This window comes from Nonomuraea sp. NPDC004186 (genome assembly GCF_053603495.1).
This window is the reverse complement of sequence record NZ_JBSGFQ010000011.1, coordinates 72,578-91,684: the sequence shown is the minus strand read 5'-3', so window position 1 is coordinate 91,684 and position 19,107 is coordinate 72,578. Positions and strand designations below refer to the sequence as shown.

Sequence of the window (19,107 nt, the reverse complement as noted above, 5' to 3'; positions counted from 1 at the left end):
CCCGCCATCCTCGACAACGTTGATCCTTTCATCGGCACCTCGGCGACCGACCTGCCCCGGGCACGTGGTCTGGCCGCCACTTGGTGGTGGCCGAAACCGCAGGTGGGCAACACGCACCCGGGAGCCACCTCGCCGCTCGGCATGGTGTCCGCCTGCGCCTACTCCGGCGCGTACCCGACGGGGTACGGGAGGTACACGAAGAACACCGAAGGTGTGCCCGAGGAGATGCTGGAGCGGCTGCAGGCGTCCGGGTTCACCCATTTCCAGCAGTCCGGCACCGGCGCGATCCGCAAGTACTACAACTACGTCCGGGTCACGCCGATGGTGCAGCCGCTGGACGCGCTGGGGGAGGCCTGGCCGCTGCACGACGAGGTGGCGGAGGCGGGCTACTACGCGGCCACCCTGGACACCGGGGTCCGCTGCGAGCTCACCGTGGGCGCCAAGGTCGCCGTGCACCGGTACACGTTCCCGCAGCACAGCAGCGCCCGTGTGGTGATCGATCTGTCCTGCGGCGGGCTGGACATCGAGCTCGGCCGTACGGTGCCGCTGCGGGCCCAGGTGGAGAGCATGGGGCACGGGCGGACCCAGGGTACGGTCGTGATGGAGGGCGTCCCGCTGTCGGTCGTCGTGGACGTCGACAGCCCGGGCTGGCGGCAGATGCTCTGGTACGACCGGCGGCTCATCGACGGCGGCACGCGCCTCGACTTCGACAGCATCCGGCACACCACGCTGCGCCCTTTCGGCATGCTCTACATGGGCCCGGCCGCGCCGGGGCAGACCATCGAGGTACGGCTGGGGTTCTCGCTGCGCGGGTGCGACCAGGCGCGCGAGAACCTGGAGCGCGAGTGCGGGCAGGGGCAGCCGGCGTTCGACGCGGTACGCGCCGGGACGCGCGCCCGCTGGGGCGATCACCTCGACCGGGTCCAGGTCGAGGGCGGCACGCCGGCCCGCAGGACCGTGTTCGCGACGGCGCTCTACCACGCGCTGATCAAGCCGTGCGTCGCCGACGACGAGAGCCCGTTCTGGCCCACTCCCGGGCCGTTCGCGTTCGACGTGTGCACCATGTGGGACATCTACAAGACCCAGCTGCCGCTGCTCGCGGCCATCGCCCCCGACCGGGCCGCGGACCTGCTGGAGTCGCTGATCCGGGTCTGCGAGGAAGAGGGCAACTTCCCGATCGGCTACCGGATGTCCCGCGGCGCCGACCGGTTCTTCCGCCAGGCCAGCGCGCTCGCGCACACCGCGCTGGCGGACGCCCACGCGCTCGGCTGGGCGGGCCTGGACTGGAACTGGGCGCTCGTGCACATGGTCGACGACCTGCGCCGGATGTACGGCGAGGACTTCTTCGAGCACGGAGTGGTGCACCCGATCACCCACACCCTCGACCTCGCCTACGCCCACCACTGCACGGCGCAGGTCGCCCGCGCGCTGAACGACCGGCACCTCGCCGCCGACCTCGAGGACCGCAGCCGTCACTGGTCCAACGCCTTCGACCCCGGCACGGGGCTGCTGCGCGACTCGGAGTTCTACGAGGGCGGCAAGTGGAACTACTCGTTCAGGCTGCTGCACGACATGGCCGCGAGGATCGCCCTGGCCGGCGGCGACGCGGCCTTCATCGACAAGCTGGACAGGTTCTTCGGCTTCGGCGCCGCACCGGTGACGCAGCCCGGCCGCCGCCCGCGCACGGCGGAGATGGCGGCCGGTTACGCCCTCAACCGGTTCGAAGGGCTGAACAACGAGCCCGACATGGAGGCGCCGTGGGCCTACCACTACGCGGGCCGGCCCGACCGCACGGCCCAGGTGGTGCAGGCGGCGCTGACCTGGCAGTTCGGCACCGGTCCCGGAGGGCTTCCCGGTAACGACGACTCCGGCGGCCTGAGCTCGTGGTACGTCTGGGCGTCGCTGGGGCTGTTCCCGGTCGCCGGGCAGAACCTGTTCCTGGTCAACGCGCCCGCGTTCGAACGGGCCGTGCTCCGGGCCGGCGGCAACGAGTTCGTCATCGAGACCAGCGGGCTCCGCGAGACACCGATCGGCGTCGACGGCATCGAGCAGGACCCGCCCGCGCAGTACGTACAGTCGGCGACCCTCAACGGCGAGCCCCTGCACGCGACACACCTGAGCGCCGCCACCGTGCACCGGGGTGGCCGGTTGCACCTGCGGCTGGGGCCGGAGCCGTCGGCGTGGGGCCGGGGGCTCCGCCCGCCGTCCCTGTCCGATCCGCCCGCGACACCGGAGGAACCGTGATGACCCACCCCCGTCGCCGTCTCGTCATCGTGGTCAGGGCCGACCCGGTCATCTGCGGCCACTCCGGCGAGGCCCGCAATCTCGCCGAGGTGGCGCTGACCCGCGGATTTGACGACGTACGGCTGCTGACCTGGCCGATCCCGACGCTGCAGGCGGCCGGGCTGCCGCTCAAGCCACTGGACCGGCTGCTGCCGTACAGCGCCGGGATCACCGTGGAGCGGCCGGAGCCGGTCGGCGACTACCGGGTGCCCGACGGACGGCACCAGGCCGGGCTCACCGGCCGCCTCGTCGAGCTGCTCGCCGAGCCGTTACGCACGACCTGCCTTTCCATGTACCTCGCCCCGCACACCGCGGTGGTCGTGGACGCGGTCGCGGCCGCGCGGGCGGCCGGGTTCGCGCCGGACGTCCACACCATCGCGAAAGCCGTCGGCTCCGACGTGACCAACGTGATCCGCTCGTGCCTGCGGGAAGGCCGGTTCGGCGCGGCGACCGTGCTGTTCACCACCTTCCTGGCCAACGACGAGGTCGTCGCGGTCTCCGAGTACACCCGGGAGGAGATCGTCGCCTCGGCCGAGCAGGTGGACGCCCACTGCGGCACCACGTTCGCCGAACAGTGCCGGCGCCGCGTCACCGTCAGCTACCCGCCGATCGACTCCGCCGCCTTCCTCGACCCGGACCCGGCCCAGGTGGACGCCGCGCTCGCGCGACGCGGCCTGGAGCGCGACGGATACATCCTGTTCCTGTCCCGCGTGACCCGGGCCAAGGGGATCCACGACCTGCTGGCCGCCTTCGGCCGGATGCGCTGCCGGTCGCGGGTGAAACTGGCCGTCGTCGGCACCGGCCCGGCGCTGGAGCAGGTGCGGGCGGCGGCCGAGGGCGACGACCGGGTGGTCCTCTTCACCGACGTCGACGACCAGGAGAAGCCGCTGCTCATGCGCGGCTGCGCGGCCTACGTCCTGCCCACCAAGCCCGAGCCCGAGTTCGTGGAGACGTTCGGCATCGCCCTGGCCGAGAAGATGCTCTCCGGCGGCGGGCCGATCGTCACCACCACGACGGGCGGGACCCTCGAGGCGGTCGGCGACACCGCCGTCGTCATCGAACCCGGGGACGTCGCCGGGCTGGTCGCGGCCGTGGACCGGGTGGTCCTCGACATGCCCGCCGCCGAACGGCAGGACCTGGGGCTTCGCGCCCGCGCCCGCGCGATGTCCTTCGACCGGGTCGCGGTGTTCGACAGCCTGTTCCCACAGGGGACGCCTGCCGTTGCTTCTTGCTGATTTTGGACGTGTCTGAATAAGTCCCGAACACGTCCATATGTTTCGTGGTAGGACGTACGAGCGAACGTAGGGATCGGCTGGATGTTGCGCTCGGCCCGCCCATGGTGCGCGCGCTCGCCGCGCGCCGCCGGGCTACGGGGCCGTCGACGGGGATGATCAGAGTCGGCCGCGTGCCGCGCGGGGGCCAGCCGACGACGATTGGAGCAATGTGCGACGAAAGTACTCTGTGCTGGCTGCCGCCTTCGTGGCGTTAGCGGCGCTTTTGCCCGTCTCGCCGGCCGCAGGCGCGGCCACGCGGGACGGAGCCTCGGGGGAGACCACGACAGGCAGCATCGCCTGGGCGCCCTGCGAGGAGGAGCCCACCGCCGAGTGCGGCAAGCTGGCCGTCCCGGTCGACTGGTCCAACCCGAACGGCGAGAAGATCGACCTGGCCATCGCCCGGCGCAAGGCCACGGACCCCGCGGCCCGGGTCGGCTCCCTGGTGATCAACCCGGGCGGTCCCGGCGGGTCCGGCGTGGAGTCCGTGTACGGCGCCACCTGGTTCACCGATGAGCTCCAGAGGCGCTTCGACATCGTCGGATTCGACCCCAGAGGCGTGGGCCGCAGCCACCCGGTGATCTGCTCGGCGTCGGTGTACAACCAGATGCCGCACACCGTCATCTCCTCCCAGGCCCAGTTCGACGCCTGGGACGCCTTCACCAAGAAGCTGCACAAGGACTGCCGGGAGCGCACCGGCCCTCTGTACGACCACGTCGACTCGCGCAACGTGGCCCGCGACATGGACGCCCTGCGCGCCGCCCTCGGCGAGGAGAAGCTGACCTACTACGGCATCTCGTACGGGACGCTGATCGGCCAGATGTACGCCGAGATGTTCCCGAACCGCATCCGGGCGCTCGCGCTGGACAGCAACATGGACCACAGCCTCGGCGTCGCGGGCTTCCTCGCCACCGAGGCGGTCGCGGTCGAGGACGCGTTCGACGAGTTCGTGGGCTGGTGCGAGGTTGATGAGAGCTGCATCCTGCACGGGCGTGACGTCCGCGCGATGTGGCGGGACCTGCTGGCCAAGGCGCGGCGCGGGGAGCTGTACTACCCGACCGCCCCGGACAAGCCGATGACGGAGCTGCAGGTCATCTACAACGCCGCGCTCGGCACCGAGGGGCCCGACTGGCGCACGCTGAGCGAGGTCATCAACTGGCTGAGCGGCGGCGCTGAGCCGTCGTGGGTGCCGCCGCTGCCGGGGCGGGGCCCCGTCGAGGGCGACGTGGCCGAGCTGCCGACCCGGATCCTGTGCCAGGACTACAACCTCCGGGTGCGGAACTACGCGGAGTACGCGGCTCTCATGAAGGTCTCCAACAGCCTGGCGCCCGACGTGCGGTACCACCCGTTCCCGTACGACGACCTGCCGATCTGCCTGAACTCGACCCCGACGAACCCGCCGCACGTGCTGCGGTACACGGGTGACGCCCCGATCCTGCTCGGGAACTCGCTGCACGATCCCGCCACTCCGTACATGTGGTCCGCCAACGTGGGCCGCCAGCTCGGCTCGAAGGCGACGCTGCTCACCTACGAGGGCTGGGGCCACCGCATCTACGGCAAGGACGAGTGCAGCACGGTGCCCATCGACAACTTCCTGATCTCGCTGACGGTGCCCCCGAAGGGCTACCGCTGCGAGGTGGGCGGCAAGGCCGAGATCATGGCCAAGCGGCAGCCCGGGCGGCTGTGGCCGACCGACCGGCTCAACTGGGGCGGCTCGTTCGTGACCCCGTCCTTCAAGACGGCCGGCTGAACCAGCCATCTCTGACGCCGCCCATGGCCCGGGTACGTGGCCATGAGCGGCGTCTCGCTTTCCCGTCAGGAACGGGGCCGGCGGGCGTGCAGGACGAAGGCCGGGGGCCAGTTGCGCCAGACGGTGCGGCTGGGGACGACCTCCTCGAAGCGGTCCGCCAGCAGGTCGCGGAAGCGGCGCGCGGAGCTCAGCGGGACGGCGTGGAGGTAGGTGAAGGCGGTGAAGGCGCTGTACGGCCCGAGGATCGCGGTCGTCGCGTCCATGAGCTGCTGCTGATCGGCGGCCGGGAAGAGGGTCCAGGGCAGGCCGCTCACCACGACGTCGGCGCGCTCGATCCCGCGCTCGTCCAGGAGCCGCCGCAGATGCTTGGCGTCCTCCTGGATCACCTCGGCTCCCGGATAGCGGTGGCGGAGCAGGTCGGCCAGGCGCGGGTTGAGCTCGATGGCCAGGTGGCGGCCGCGGCCGTCGAGCCGGCGCTGGATCTCCGCGGTGAACGGCCCCGTGCCCGGGCCCAGCTCGACCACGACGGGCTCTCCGCGCTCCGGGAGAGGGCAGGAGACCGCGCGCGCGAGGTGCCGCGAGCTGGGCGCGACGGCGCCCATCCGCAGCGGGGATCGCAGCCACTGTCCCAGGAACAACGTGAGGTCGTTCGGCGCGAGCCGGGCCGGGGCCGCCTCGGTGTGGTGGCGGTCCGGTTCGCCTGTGGCGCGAGTGGTGCTGGAGGTCATGCTTTCCCTTCGCGATGTGCGGATGCGGGGCATTGCGATCACTTACGTCCTCACCGGCTGGCCGACCAGGTCATTGGAGAGCTCTACCCAAATGAGATGTCCTGATTAGTGTGGGGTTGTCCGAGCCAGTGCGCATCCGGTAGTGGGGATCCGGCCTTGTCGGTGTCGTCGGCAAGGGTGTCGCTCCAGTTGTCGCGGCCTGTGACCTGGTAGTAGACCCTAATGCCGATGCGGCCGCCCGCGTGCCCGCCGGCCCGGGGAATCACGCCGGGCGGTGCCACTGGTAGCGGCGTTCCGGGCGGCCGGTGCCGCCGTAGCGCAGGGAGACCTCGACCTGGCCGATCGCGGCCAGGTGCTCGAGATAGCGGCGGGCGCTGACCCGGGAGACGCCCACCTGGGCGGCGCACTCGGTGGCCGACAGCGTGCCGCCGCTTTCCCGGAGCGCGCGTTTGACCAGCTCGGCCGTCTCCACGCTCATGCCCTTGGGCAGCGTGGCGGGCATCGCGGAGCCGGTCCCGGACAGGAGCCGGTCGACGTCGGCCTGGCTGGTGATGACCGTGCTGCCCAGGCCCGCACGCCGGGCGGCGTAGCGCTCCAGCCGGACGCGCAGGTCGTCGACGTCGAACGGCTTGAGCAGGTAGTTGCTGACACCCCGGCGGGCGGCCCCGCGTACCGCGTCGAGCTCGCGGGCGGCGCTGATCACGATGACGTCGCAGTCGTGCCCGGCGGCGCGCATCCGGGTGATGACGTCCAGGCCGAAGACGTCGGGCAGGTACAGGTCGAGCAGCACCAGGTCGGGATGGAGCTCGGCGACGCGCTCCAGGGCCTGCTCGCCGGAGCCGGCGGTGCCGATCACCCGGAAGCCCTCGATCTGGTTGACGAAGCCGCTGTTGACCTTGGCGACCATGAAGTCGTCGTCCACGACCAGTACGTCGATCATCGGGATACCTCCATCGCCAGGCGGCCGACGGACATGCGGGCGGTGAACATGGCGCCGTCGGCGGTGTTGGTCACCGCGACCTCGCCGCCGCGGCGGCGGCAGACGAGCTGGGTGAGCGCCAGGCCGATGCCGCGTTCGCCGCCTCGGGCGGCTTTCGTGGTGAAGCCCCGGGTGAAGACCTCATTTGCGAGTTCGGGTGCGACGCCGGGGCCGGAGTCGCGTACGACGATCTCGACGCTGGAGGTGTCCTGGCGCAGCTCCACCTCCACCCAGGCCGGCTCGCCGCTGCCGCAGGCGGCGTCGATGGCGTTGTCGACGAGGTTGCCGGTCACGGTGGCCACGTCCGCGGCGTCCAGGGGGTCCAGCCGGTCCAGGGCGGTGCGTCCGGACAGGCGCAGCTCGACGCGGCGTTCGGCGGCGAGGGAGGATTTGGCCATGAGCAGTGCGGCGACGGAGGTGTCACGGACACGGCTGCTGAGGCTCAGGTCGAGGGACTCGCGGTGCTCGCGGATCGCCCGGATGTAGCGGACGACCTCGTCGTGCTCCCTGACCTGGATCAGCCCGGAGATGACGTGGAGCTGGTTGGCGAACTCGTGCGCCTGGGCCCGCAGCAGCTCGGTCGAGCTGCGGAAGGAGCCGAGCTCGCGTTCGAGCTGGGCGAGCTCGGTGCGGTCGCGCAGGGTGGTGACCGAGCCGAGGCGGCGGCCGTCCTTGTCGATCATCATGCGGTTCATGACCAGCACGCGGCCCCGGTGGAGGGCGATCTCGTCGTGGGCCTCGTCGGCGCCGCTCAGCACGTCGTACAGGCGGCCCTGGACGCCGAGCGCGGTCAGGCTCATGCCGACGCAGTGGTCGGGGAGGTCGAGCAGCGTCCTGCCCATGTCGTTGACCATGGTGAGCCGGTGCTGCGGGTCCAGCGCGACCACGCCTTCGGCGATGCCGTGCAGCATGGCCTCGCGGTGCTCGGTCAGGCCGGCGATCTCGCGGGGCTCCATGCCGAGGGTCTGGCGTTTGATCCGCCTGGCCAGCAGCCACGACCCGGCGCCACCGAGCGCGACGGCGACGCCGAGGTAGGTCAGCAGGTACGAGGAGGCGCCGACCAGCCGTTCTCCCACCGTGGGGGCGGCCACGCCGATCATCACCGTGCCCAGGTGAGCGCCGTGGTCGGCGGGAGCGTCGCTCAGGACGGGAACCTGGGCGGCGACCTCGGGCACCCCGTCGACCACCAGGTGACCGGACCAGCCCCGCGCCCGGGCGACACCGGGATCGCCCAGCGGCAGCGCGGCCCCGACGATGGTGGTGTCGGTCGAGCTGATGATCTTGCCGCTCGCGTCGGCCACGGTGACCATCGTGACGCCGGACTGGGTCAGCGTCGAGTGCACCAGCGGGGCGAGTACCTCGCCGGGCGCCGGCTGGTCGATCTGGGCACGTACGAGCGGGTTCCAGGCGAGCTGTTCGGCCAGCGCGGTCACCCGCCGTCCCTCGACGCGGTCGAACGTCGCCTCGGACTGGGCCAGCGAGAGGGCGCCGACGGCGAACAGGACCATCAGGACGATGGCCAGTTGCAGGATCAGCATCTCTCCGGCAAGAGTCGGGCGGCGGCGTCTCACGAACACAATGAACACAATCTCCGCTGGTCACACAAGGCAGACGGCCTGTCGGCCGGGTTCGCATAATCATGGCGCTGCACTTGTCCATGCGAAAGAGACCATTGTGAGAAATCGGATCGGCGCCCTCCTCGGCGCACTGGCGGCGCTGTCGATGCTCGCGGTCAGCGCCTGCGGGGCGACCGCGGCCAAGCAGACAGGCACGGGCGCGAGCGCGGCCGGTGAGCCCGTCGGCGGGCTGCGCGTGATGGTGCCCAACACCCCCGGCGGCGGCTACGACACCACCGCCCGTACGGCGGCCAAGGTCATGGAGGACACGAAGATCGCCTCGGGGGTGCAGGTGTTCAACCTGCCCGGCGCGGGCGGCACGGTCGGCCTGCAGCGCACGATCAACGAAAAGGGCAACGGCAAGCTGGCCATGCTGATGGGCCTGGGCGTCGTCGGCGCCTCCTACGCCTCCAAGTCCACGGCTACGCTCACCAAGACCACGCCGATCGCCAAGCTCATCGAGGAGGCGGGCGCGATCGTGGTGTCGAAGGACTCGCCGTACAAGACGATCGGCGACCTGGTGGCGGCGTGGAAGAAGGACCCCGAGAAGGTCACCGTCGGCGGCGGCTCCTCGCCGGGCGGCCCCGACCACCTGCTGCCGATGCAGCTGGCCAAGGCCGTCGGCATCGACCCCAAGCAGGTGAACTTCGTCTCCTACGACGGCGGCGGCGAGCTGCTGCCCGCGATCCTCGGCAACAAGATCGGGTTCGGGGCGAGCGGCTACGGCGAGTTCCTCGACCAGGTCGAGGCCGGCACCGTGCGCATCCTCGCGGTGACCAGCGCGGAGCCGATCGACGTGGTCAAGGACGTCCCCACGCTCAAGGCCTCCGGCATCGACCTGGTCTTCAGCAACTGGCGCGGCATCGTGGCCCCTCCCGGCATCGGCGACGCCGACAGGAAGACCTGGATCGACGCCATCACCCGCATGCACGACTCGCAGGAATGGAAGACCGAGCTGACCAAGCGCGGCTGGACCGATGCCTTCCTGCCCGGCGACCAGTTCACCGCCTACCTCGCCGAACAGGACAAGAGCGTCGCGGCGATCCTGTCCGAACTCGGGCTGGCATGAGCCGGGATCGCGCCCAGTACGGCGTCTGCGCCCTCCTGACCCTGACCGGCGCGCTGGTGATCGCCGACGCCCTCCGCATCACCCATCTGATCAGCAGCAATGACCCCATCGGCCCCCGCCCGGTGCCGATCCTGCTGGGCCTGTGCCTGCTCGCGGTCGCCGTCGCGTACGGCATCGACGTCGCCCGCGGCGGCCGCGGCGAGCCGGAGGCGGGCGAGGACGTCGACCTGACCACCCGCGTCGACTGGCGCACGGTGCTGCTGTTGATCGGCGCCTTCCTGCTGAACGCCGCCCTCATCGACCGGCTGGGCTGGGTCATCAGCGGCTCGATCCTGTTCTGGGGATCGGCCTTCGCCCTGGGCAACCGGCACCATGTGCGGGGCCTGCTGATCGCCGTCGCGCTCGCGCTGATCACCTTCTACGCGTTCGCGATCGGCCTGGGCGTCAACCTGCCCGCCGGCGTGCTGCAGGGGATCCTGTGATGGACAACCTGCGCCTCCTGCTCGACGGGTTCGCCAACGTCGCCTCCCCGGGCAACCTCCTGGTGGCCCTCATCGGCGTGGTCGCCGGCACCGCCGTCGGCGTGCTGCCCGGCATCGGCCCGGCCATGACCGTGGCGCTGCTGCTGCCGGTCACGTACGGGATGGATCCCACCCAGGCCTTCATCCTGTTCGCGGGCATCTTCTACGGCGGCATGTACGGCGGCTCGACCACCTCCATCCTGCTCAACACGCCCGGCGAGTCCTCCTCGGTGATCACCTCGATCGAGGGCAACAAGATGGCCAAGGCCGGGCGGGCCGCCCAGGCCCTGGCGACCGCGGCCATCGGCTCGTTCGTGGCCGGCACGATCGCCACCCTGGCGCTGGTGCTCGTCACCCCCGTGGTGGTCAGGTTCGCCATCAGCCTGGGCGCGCCCGACTACTTCGCGATCATGCTGCTGGCCTTCGTCGCGGTCTCGGCCACGCTGGGCGGCTCGCGGGTGCGCGGCTTCGCCTCCCTGCTGGTCGGGCTGGTCATCGGCACCGTCGGCATCGACGGGGTGACCGGTCAGCAGCGGCTCACGCTCGGCATCCCGCAACTCGCGGACGGCATCGACGTGGTCGTGGTCGCCGTCGGCATCTTCGCCGTCGGGGAGGCGCTGTGGGTGGCCGCGCACCTGCGCCGCAAGGCCGTGCCCGTCGTGCCGGTCGGCCGGCCGTGGATGGGCGCGGAGGACTGGCGGCGCTCCTGGAAGCCCTGGCTGCGCGGCACCGCCCTCGGCTTCCCCTTCGGCGCCCTGCCCGCCGGCGGCGCCGAGATCCCCACCTTCCTGTCGTACGCCACAGAGAAGCGGCTCGCCAAGCGGCCCGAGGAGTTCGGCAACGGCGCCATCGAAGGCGTCGCCGGACCGGAGGCAGCCAACAACGCCTCCGCCGCCGGCACCCTGGTGCCGATGCTGGCCATCGGCCTGCCCACCACGGCCGTGTCCGCGGTGATGCTCGCCGCGTTCGAGTCGTACGGCATCCAGCCCGGCCCCCTGCTGTTCGAACGCCAGCCGACCCTGGTCTGGACGCTGATCGCCAGCCTGTTCGTGGGCAACCTGCTGCTGCTCGTCCTCAACCTGCCCCTGGCCCCCGCCTGGGCCAGGCTGCTGCGCATCCCCCGGCCCTACCTGTACGCGGGCATCCTGTTCTTCGCCTCCATGGGCGCCTACGCGGTCAACGCCCAGCCGTTCGACCTGATCCTGCTGCTGCTCCTCGGGCTGCTCGGCTTCGGCATGCGCCGCTTCGGGCTGCCGGTGCTGCCGCTGATCGTCGGCGTCATCCTCGGCCCCCGCGCCGAACTCCAGGGCCGCCGCTCCCTGCAACTGTCCGGCGGAGACCTGTCGGGCCTGCTCGGCGGGCCCGTCTCCTACACGATCTACGCCGTCATCCTCGTGCTGCTCGCCTGGCCGTTGATCAAGCGCCTCCGGAGAGGCTGAGGGCCGCCTCCGCACGGAGGCGGCCCCGGTCAACTGCCTACTGCTGGCCCTCTTCCGGCAGCCCGTTGTCGAACTGCTGCTGGGGCTGCACCTGCTTGTGCGGCTTGCCCCGCTCGCCCCGCGCCAGGACGGCGGCGTCCGGGTAGTCGGTGACGAACGCGTCCACGCCCAGGTCCAGGTGCGCGCGGTACTCCGACAGCGCGTCACCGTGGTCGGTCGCGACCTGGCCGCGGCGCAGCTGCAGCGGCAGGTACTGGTTCTCGCTGCGGAAGGTGTACACGCCGATCTTCAGTCCCGCCTTGTGCGCGTCGGAGACCAGCGTCGTCGGGGTGCCCGAGCTGCCGTCCGGGTTGAGCGGGATCGCCGAGGACTTGTCCGGCCCGATCCACTGCGCGTACTGCGCGATCTTCGCCAGTCCCTCGGGCTTCATCATGTCCGCGTAGGTCGTCGGGTCTCCGGCCGCGGTCAGGTCGTACGGCCGGCCGGTGGTGCCCAGCGCCTGCCACAGCGGCACGCGCAGGTCCTTGGCCACCCGCTTGAGGCTGGACGGCTCGAACGACTGCACCACCACCGGGCCGCCCGGCCGGTTGAGGCCGTTGCGCTTGACGGTCTCGATCAGCGGCTCCTCCAGCGGCAGCCCGATCGACCGGAAGTACGTCGGGTGCTTGGTCTCGGGGAAGACGCCGACCTGCCTGCCGTACTGGCGGGAGAGCCGCTTGGCCAGGTCGAGCACCTCCTGGAAGGTGAGCACCTGGTAGTAGCCGTCGTAGACGGTGTTGCGCTGGCGGATCGCGGGCAGCCGCTCGACCGCGCGCAGCGTCTTCAGCTCGGCCAGCGTGAAGTCCTCGGTGAACCACCCGGTCACGTTGCGCCCGTCCACGACCTTGGTGGTCTTGCGCGTGGCGAACTCGGGGTGGAGCGACACGTCGGTGGTGCCGGAGATCTCGTTCTCGTGCCGGACGACCAGCACGTGGTCCTTGGTCGGCACCAGGTCGGGCTCGATCCAGTCGGCGCCCATGGCCACGGCGAGCTCGTAGCCGCCCTGCGTGTGCTCGGGGCGGTGGCCCGCCGCGCCGCGGTGGCCGATGACGACGACCTGGGACCGGTCGGGCGTGGCCTCGGCGGCTGCCGGAGCGGCGCTCGCTCCGGCGAGGGGGGTGATGATGGCGAGCGTGGTGGCCGCGATCTTTCGCACGTGAAACTCCCTGCGGCATCGGCACCGGAGACTCTCACCGGTGATCGCCGCGGCGATTATGGTAAGGACCGAAATGCGACTATGGGCCAATATTGGCGGAATTTCCGGTGACAAGCCCGCCGCGGGAACAGACCGCCGCCCGCTCGGCAACAACAGGCGTGCTACCGAAATCGTCCGTCGTGCTTCGGGCTTCAGTCCGGGGTGAAGCGGACCAGCCCGTGTAGCGGGGCAAGAACAGCCGATTCGCCGCCGGGCGTATTGGCGTCCACCCCGATCAGAACGCCTGGTTTCTGCTCGATGTACTGGCGCAGGACACTGATCGGGGCGCTGCCCACTGATCCGGCGAAGCAGGAGCCGGACCACAGCTTGTTCGCCTGGTAGCAGTTGGCCAGGTTCGGGGAACTCTTGGCGCATCCGCCGGGACGAGACGCCCGTCAACGAGTTGACCAACTTCGACAGTGCCACTTTGGGTGGGAAGTTGACCAGCAGACGGACGTGGTTGTCCCCGTCGTTGAACTTGGCCGGGGTGGTTTCGGAGTCGGCGCAGACGGCCCTCGTGATCTCTTCCAGGCGGGTCACGTGGGTACCGGTGAACACCTTGTACCGGAACTTGGTGACGCAAACCAAATGAGCGTGCAAGAGGAAAACGCAGTGTCTGTCGGTTCTGATTTCGCCGTACTCAGCCATGGACCAACTCCTACGATGGCTCTCGTGCAGCTGCGGTATTCCTTCCGTATGGACCCGACGCCGGGGCAGTGCATCGCGTTGGCCAAGGCGTTCGGGTGCGCCCGCGTGGTGTTCAACGACGCGCTCGCGCTGCGCAACCACGCCCACGAGCAGGGGCTGCCGTTCGTCACCGATGCGCAACTGTCCCGCACGGCGATCACCCAGGCGAAGCGACGCCCCGAGCGGGCCTGGCTGGGCGAGGTATCGGCGGTCGTGCTGCAACAGGCCCTGTCCGACTGCACCACCGCGTTCCGCAACTTCTTCGCCTCGGTCAAAGGGAAGCGCAAGGGGCCGAAGCTCGCGCCGCCCCGGTTCCGCTCCCGCAAGGACAACCGGCAGGCGATCCGGTTCACCAAGAACGCCCGCTTCGCCGTCACCGTCGTTGGCAAGCTGCGCCTGCCGAAGATCGGGGATGTGCCGGTGCGGTGGTCGCGCAAGCTGCCCGCGCAACCATCCTCGGTCACCATCATCAAGGACGCGGCGAACCGGTATTTCGCAAGTTTCGTGGTCGAGGTGCGTGAGCAGCCGCTGACCGCCGTGCCTGCCGAGACGGGGATCGACCTCGGACTCGGCCATTTCGCCGTCCTGGCGGACGGCCGGAAGATCGACTCTCCGCGTTTCCTCCGCCGGGCGGAGAAGAAACTCAAGAAGTTTCAGAAAGCGCTGTCGCGTAAGCAGAAAGGATCAGCCAACCGGGCCACGGCCCGCAGCAAGGTCGCTCGCCAGCACACGAAGGTTGCCGACGCGCGCCGTGACTTCCATCACCAGACCTCCACCCAGTTGATCCGCGAGAACCAAGCGATCTACGTGGAGGACCTGGCCGTGAAGGGGCTGGCGCGCACGAGGCTGGCCAAGAGCGTCCATGACGCGGGCTGGTCGGCGTTCGTGAGCATGCTGGAGTACAAGGCGAAGCTGTATGGCAGGCAGTTCGCAAAGGTCGGCCGGTTCTTCCCGTCGTCCAAGCTGTGTTCGGCCTGCGGGGCACTGGCCGAGACGATGCCGTTGAACGTGCGGAAATGGTCCTGCCCGTGTGGCGCCGTCCATGATCGGGACGTGAACGCCGCAATCAACATTCTCGCCGCCGGACGGGCGGAGAGACAAAACGCCTGTGGAGGGCCGATAAGACCACCGCTCGCGGCGGCACGGGCCGGCGAAGCAGGAAGCCGAGGAAGTGCCGCCGCATGAACGGCGTGGCACAGGCCAGAATCTCCGGCCCTTCAGGCCGGAGAGCGCGTCAATTCAGAGCCGTGAGGCCGAGCGAGCGAGACGAGCCGGGCAGAGGTGGATGACGCCTCGTGCATCGAACGGTCCCGGCGCGACCTCGAGGTGTTTGCCGAGGTCTTCCGCCGGCACGCCGCGGACGCCACCCGCTACGTTACGCGCCGGCTGGGCGAGGACGCCGCCGACGACGTGGTGGCCGAGACGTTCCTGACCGCGTTCCGGCGGCGCGATGGCTACGACCTGTCCCGCCCGAGCGCGCGGCTGGCGGTGCTCGCCTCCCGGTCGGAGGCGATCCGGCCGCGCAGCATGGTCTCCATGACCTTCATGAAGCGCTGCGCCCGGGGAGCGCCGATGACGAACGGGTTCGCGGCCCCGGACGACCCGCCACGCAGCTCCTCCATGCGCGCCAGACCGTTGTCGCAGAGCCCGTGGTTGTTCAGCTCGACGTCCACGCCCGCCTGCCGCATCCGGGCGGCGAAGGCGAGCACGGAGGCGAGGTAGGTCCGCTTGTCCTTGGTGGCGGTGGGCGGGTTGGTGCCACCCCACAACATCGCGGTGTGCCGCTGTCCCTTCCACCGCACCGGGAAGATCGACGAGACGGTGCCCGGCGTGTGCCCGGGCGTGTGGTGGAAGGTGACCGTGGTGTCGCCGAGGGTCAGCCGCTGACCGTCGGCGATGTCCAGGTCCCGTTTCGGAGCGTTGGCCGGACGGTCGGCGGCGACGAGCTTCCAGTCGGCCGGGGCCATCATGACGCGGGCCCCGTACCGGTCGGCGAGGTACTGGGCGCCGCCGAAGTGGTCGCTGTGACCGTGGGCGGCCACCACGTACTTGATCGTCGAGGGGTCCACCCCCAGCGAACGCAGCTCCGGAACGATGATCTTCTTGGCGTCGTCCGGCGACCCCAGCGCGTCGATGAGGATGACGCCCCCGGACGTGAGGAGCGCCGTGGCCGAGACCAGGCCGGTGCTCACCACGGCGACGTTGTCGAAGATCCGCAGCGGTTTGGGGGCCTTCACGTCCGGGATCACGGCGCCGGGGGAGAGCGCCTTGACGAGTTGCCGCAGGACCGGGTCGTCGCCGGCCAGCCCGGCCGCGCGGTCGTAGTAGTCCTTCGCGCGCCCGGCCGACACGGCGGCCGACGCCTCGGCCGCGCCTCCTGCCAGCGGCAGGACGGCCGAGGCGATCAGCAGGGTACGGCGGGACAGACTGGTCTGCTCGAACGACATGCGCCCCAGCAGACCAGAGTCGATCATGCGGTGTCCAATATTGGCAACGCCCCCGCTGCGATAGGAAAGTCGATATCGAAGCCGGTCAGGAGCGCGCATGGCTGCGCAAGTCGCTCATCGAGGTCGAGGGTGCGCGGGCAGGACCCTGCGGGGCGTGAAGAGCGCGACCAGCACCAAGGCCACGACGGTCAGCGGCACATTGATCAGGAAGACCCACCGGAAGGACAGGAAATCGGTGATGACGCCGCCGAGCACGGGCCCCGCGATCAGTGCCGGGACGGCGAGCGCCACCGGGATCACCAGCGCCGGCCCCCACTCGGTGCCGCGGAAGTGCTCCCGGGCGAGCTCGAAGCCCGCCCGCAGCACGATCGCGGCCGCCAGCCCCTGCCCGGCCCGGCAGCCGATCAGTATGGCGCCGTTCGGGGCGAGCGCGGCCCCCGCCGAGGCCAGGCAGAACGCGCCGAGCCCCAGGAGGAGCACGCCGAGCCGGCCCTTCACGGGGATCAACACCCCTAACAGGGCGGCGGGATAAAGGTAGATCAGCCATACGCCGGCGGCCGAGGTGAGGTGGAGGTCTCTGGAGATCGCCTGCTGAGCCACGTACAGCGCTGTCCAGTTCGCGCAGAAAAGCGCCACGCACAAGCTCAGGGCGACCATCATCTGCCATCGTCCAGTCACAGGCTGCACTTTACTCTCACGTACTTGGCGGTCACTTGCCGCAACCGCTACGCGAAGTTGCCGTACAACTCCGAAGGGTTACTATTGCGTGGGGCCCCGCAGGACCTTCCCGACCCTTCCCCTGACCACGGAGTGCCGCATGGAGCGAACGGTTCTGGCCGCCGTCACCGAACGTCCCGACGCCGACTCGGCACTCGCCGAGCAGCTCCGCCGCGTGTGCGCGGCGATGGACGAGCTCGGGCTCCAGGTGCGCTGGACCCACCGGGCCGAGGACGCCCTGGCGGTGGTCGGGTCCGACGCGTCGCTGTCGGCGGTGCTGGTGGCGTGGGAGGCGCCGGGCGCCGAAGAGCTGCTGGGCGCGGTCTCCAGGCGGTTCCGCGGCCTGCCCGTCTTCCTGATGGCGCAGGAGCAGGAGCTTCCGCTGTGGGTGTACGAGGTCATCCAGGGCTACGTCTTCCCGCTGGAGGACACCCCGCGCTTCATCGCCGGGCGCATCGCCTACGCGGCCGAACAGTACGCCGAGAACATCCTGCCGCCGTTCTTCGGCGCGCTGCGGCGCCTCGAGGACCATCATCGCTACTCCTGGCACACCCCGGCGCACGCCGGCGGCGTGGCATTCCTCAAGTCGCCGGTGGGGCGGGCGTTCTTCGACTTCTACGGGGAGCGGCTGCTGCGCACCGATCTGTCCATCTCCGTCACCGAGCTGGGGTCGCCGCTCGACCACACCGGCCCGATCGGCGAGGCCGAGCGCAACGCCGCCCGCATCTTCGGGGCCGACCGCACGTTCTTCGTGGTCAACGGAAACTCCACCGCCAACCGCATCGTCGGTCACCACGCGATCGCCCGCGACGACACCGTCCTGGTCGACCGCAACTGCCACAAGTCGGTCCAGCACGCGCTGGCCATCAGCGGGGCCCGCCCCGTCTATCTCGTGCCCGAGCGCAACGGGCTCGGTCTGGCGGGCCCGATCCCGCCCGCCGCGCTGGAGGCGGACGCCGTCCGTGCGCTGGTGGCCGCTCACCCCCTGGCCGCCGGAGCGCCGGCGTACGCGGTGATCACCAACTCCACGTACGACGGGGTGTGCTACGACGCGGTGCGGGTCGGCGAGCTGCTGGGCGCCGGCGTGCCACGGCTGCACTTCGACGAGGCGTGGTTCGCCTACGCCCGGTTCAACCCGCTCTACGCCGGCCGGTACGGCATGGCGATCGACGAGCGCACGCTGCCCGGTCCCGGCCGCCCCACCGTGTTCGCCACCCAGTCGACGCACAAGCTGCTGGCCGCGCTGTCGCAGGCGGCGATGCTGCACGTCCGCCCAGCGGAGCGGGCGCCGGTCGACTACGACGCGTTCAACGAGACGTACCTCATGCACGCCTCCACCTCGCCGCTCTACCCGATGATCGCCTCGCTGGACGTCGCGGCGGCGATGATGGACGGCCCGTCGGGGCCGTTCCTCACCGGGGAGGCGATCGTCGAGGCGGTCCGGTTCCGGCAGGCGATGGTGCGGCTGGCCGCGCGCATCCGTGAGGACGGCCGGCGGCCCGACTGGTTCTTCGGCGTCTGGCAGCCCCGTACGGTCACCGACCCGCGCACCGGGCAGAGCGTCTCGTTCGCCGAGGCCGACCCGGCGCTGCTGTGCGCCGAGCCCCGGTGCTGGACCCTGGAGGCGGGGGCGGCGTGGCACGGGTTCGACGGGATGTCCGAGGGCTACGGCCTGCTCGACCCGGTCAAGGTGACGATCACCTGCCCGGGGGCCGACGCCGTCACCGGCACGCTCGACTGGGGCATCCCGGCCCGCATCGTGGCCGCCTACCTGCAGCGGCGCGGCATCGTGGTGGAGAAGACCGGCGACCACACGCTGCTGGTGCTGTTCTCCATGGGGATCACCAAGGGCAAATGGGGCACGCTGATCGACGCGCTCACCGACTTCAAGAACGCCTACGACGATGACCTGCCCCTGGCGGAGGTGCTGCCCGGCTTCGGGCCGCCGGCGGTCTCGCTGCAGAAGTTCTGCACGCTGGTCCACGAGAAGCTGCGTGACTCCGAGCTCGGGAAGCTGCTCGACCAGGTCTTCACCACCCTGCCCGAGCCGGTGTCCACCCCCGCCGACTGCTACCAGGCCATGATCCGGGCCCGCACCGAACGCGTCCGGCTGGCCGACCTGCCGGGCCGGGTCGCCGCGGCCACGGTGGTGGTCACCCCGCCCGGCATCCCCATGCTGATGCCGGGCGAGGCGACCGGCCCGGCCGACGGTCCGCTGATGGCCTATCTGCGGGCCCTGGAGGACTTCGACCGGGCCTTCCCCGACCTGGCCACCGAGATCCACGGCGCCCACCGCGACGGCGACGGCCGCTACCGGGTGGAGGTCGTCAAGGCCTGAGCCGCCCGGCGCACCTCCTGGCCGCGCG

At 70.6% G+C, this 19,107-nt stretch carries 14 protein-coding genes and 1 pseudogene; 8 read left to right on the top strand and 7 right to left on the bottom strand.

Features of this window, described 5'->3' with window-relative positions:
* Nucleotides 1-6 precede the first annotated feature (6 nt).
* From ACWEPL_RS11960 to ACWEPL_RS11950, 3 genes are all read left to right on the top strand, one after another.
* On the top strand, nucleotides 7-2,244 hold the full coding sequence (locus ACWEPL_RS11960; protein WP_452436094.1) for a GH92 family glycosyl hydrolase: 2,238 nt from the start codon (nucleotides 7-9) through the stop codon (nucleotides 2,242-2,244).
* On the top strand, nucleotides 2,244-3,518 hold the full coding sequence (locus ACWEPL_RS11955) for a glycosyltransferase (protein WP_452436037.1): 1,275 nt from the start codon (nucleotides 2,244-2,246) through the stop codon (nucleotides 3,516-3,518). The genes ACWEPL_RS11960 and ACWEPL_RS11955 overlap by 1 nt, the downstream gene beginning before the upstream one ends.
* Nucleotides 3,519-3,726: 208 nt before the next feature.
* On the top strand, nucleotides 3,727-5,304 hold the full coding sequence (locus ACWEPL_RS11950) for an alpha/beta fold hydrolase (RefSeq protein WP_452436036.1): 1,578 nt from the start codon (nucleotides 3,727-3,729) through the stop codon (nucleotides 5,302-5,304).
* 65 nt (nucleotides 5,305-5,369) lie between these two features.
* On the opposite strand, the gene ACWEPL_RS11945 is transcribed toward ACWEPL_RS11950, so the two are convergent.
* The 3 genes from ACWEPL_RS11945 to ACWEPL_RS11935 form a co-directional block, all read right to left on the bottom strand.
* Complete coding sequence (locus ACWEPL_RS11945; protein WP_350731785.1) at nucleotides 5,370-6,032, bottom strand: class I SAM-dependent methyltransferase; 663 nt, start codon at nucleotides 6,030-6,032, stop codon at nucleotides 5,370-5,372.
* 262 nt (nucleotides 6,033-6,294) lie between these two features.
* Nucleotides 6,295-6,972 carry a response regulator gene (locus tag ACWEPL_RS11940; protein WP_452436035.1) on the bottom strand — a complete coding sequence of 226 codons (678 nt, stop codon included), beginning with the start codon at nucleotides 6,970-6,972 and terminating at the stop codon, nucleotides 6,295-6,297.
* The gene (locus ACWEPL_RS11935) at nucleotides 6,969-8,582 is read right to left on the bottom strand and encodes an ATP-binding protein (protein ID WP_452436034.1); all 1,614 of its coding nucleotides are present in this window, start codon (nucleotides 8,580-8,582) and stop codon (nucleotides 6,969-6,971) included. The genes ACWEPL_RS11940 and ACWEPL_RS11935 overlap by 4 nt, the downstream gene beginning before the upstream one ends.
* Nucleotides 8,583-8,685: 103 nt before the next feature.
* Here ACWEPL_RS11935 and ACWEPL_RS11930 point away from each other — a divergent pair, with 103 nt between their 5' ends.
* From ACWEPL_RS11930 to ACWEPL_RS11920, 3 genes are read left to right on the top strand one after another with little or no spacing between them, the layout of a single operon-like run.
* Entirely contained in the window at nucleotides 8,686-9,696 is a 1,011-nt protein-coding gene (locus ACWEPL_RS11930; protein ID WP_452436033.1) for a Bug family tripartite tricarboxylate transporter substrate binding protein, read from the top strand.
* A complete protein-coding gene (locus ACWEPL_RS11925; protein WP_452436032.1) occupies nucleotides 9,693-10,178 on the top strand; it encodes a tripartite tricarboxylate transporter TctB family protein in 486 nt (161 codons plus the stop codon). The genes ACWEPL_RS11930 and ACWEPL_RS11925 overlap by 4 nt, the downstream gene beginning before the upstream one ends.
* Nucleotides 10,178-11,656 carry a tripartite tricarboxylate transporter permease gene (locus ACWEPL_RS11920; RefSeq protein WP_452436031.1) on the top strand — a complete coding sequence of 493 codons (1,479 nt, stop codon included), beginning with the start codon at nucleotides 10,178-10,180 and terminating at the stop codon, nucleotides 11,654-11,656. Before ACWEPL_RS11925 ends, ACWEPL_RS11920 begins: the two co-directional genes overlap by 1 nt.
* Before the next feature lie 37 nt (nucleotides 11,657-11,693).
* Here ACWEPL_RS11920 and ACWEPL_RS11915 read toward each other — a convergent pair whose 3' ends face one another.
* Together ACWEPL_RS11915 and tnpA are read right to left on the bottom strand one after the other, a co-directional pair.
* Nucleotides 11,694-12,851, bottom strand: a complete 1,158-nt coding sequence (locus ACWEPL_RS11915; RefSeq protein WP_363983260.1) for a glycerophosphodiester phosphodiesterase — start codon at nucleotides 12,849-12,851, stop codon at nucleotides 11,694-11,696.
* Between the two features lie 191 nt (nucleotides 12,852-13,042).
* Nucleotides 13,043-13,538, bottom strand: a pseudogene (gene tnpA, locus ACWEPL_RS11910) (IS200/IS605 family transposase).
* Between the two features lie 24 nt (nucleotides 13,539-13,562).
* On the opposite strand from tnpA, the gene ACWEPL_RS11905 reads away from it, so the two are divergent.
* A complete protein-coding gene (locus tag ACWEPL_RS11905) occupies nucleotides 13,563-14,762 on the top strand; it encodes an RNA-guided endonuclease InsQ/TnpB family protein (RefSeq protein WP_452436030.1) in 1,200 nt (399 codons plus the stop codon).
* A gap of 269 nt (nucleotides 14,763-15,031) precedes the next feature.
* Here the strand turns inward: ACWEPL_RS11905 and ACWEPL_RS11900 are convergent, their stop codons facing one another.
* Both ACWEPL_RS11900 and ACWEPL_RS11895 read right to left on the bottom strand, forming a co-directional pair.
* Nucleotides 15,032-16,051, bottom strand: a complete 1,020-nt coding sequence (locus tag ACWEPL_RS11900; RefSeq protein WP_452436029.1) for an MBL fold metallo-hydrolase — start codon at nucleotides 16,049-16,051, stop codon at nucleotides 15,032-15,034.
* Nucleotides 16,052-16,138: 87 nt separating this feature from the next.
* Complete coding sequence (locus ACWEPL_RS11895; RefSeq protein ID WP_452436028.1) at nucleotides 16,139-16,702, bottom strand: MFS transporter; 564 nt, start codon at nucleotides 16,700-16,702, stop codon at nucleotides 16,139-16,141.
* Between the two features lie 139 nt (nucleotides 16,703-16,841).
* Between ACWEPL_RS11895 and ACWEPL_RS11890 the strand changes: the two genes are divergently transcribed.
* A complete protein-coding gene (locus ACWEPL_RS11890; RefSeq protein ID WP_452436027.1) occupies nucleotides 16,842-19,079 on the top strand; it encodes an Orn/Lys/Arg family decarboxylase in 2,238 nt (745 codons plus the stop codon).
* Nucleotides 19,080-19,107: the final 28 nt, after the last annotated feature.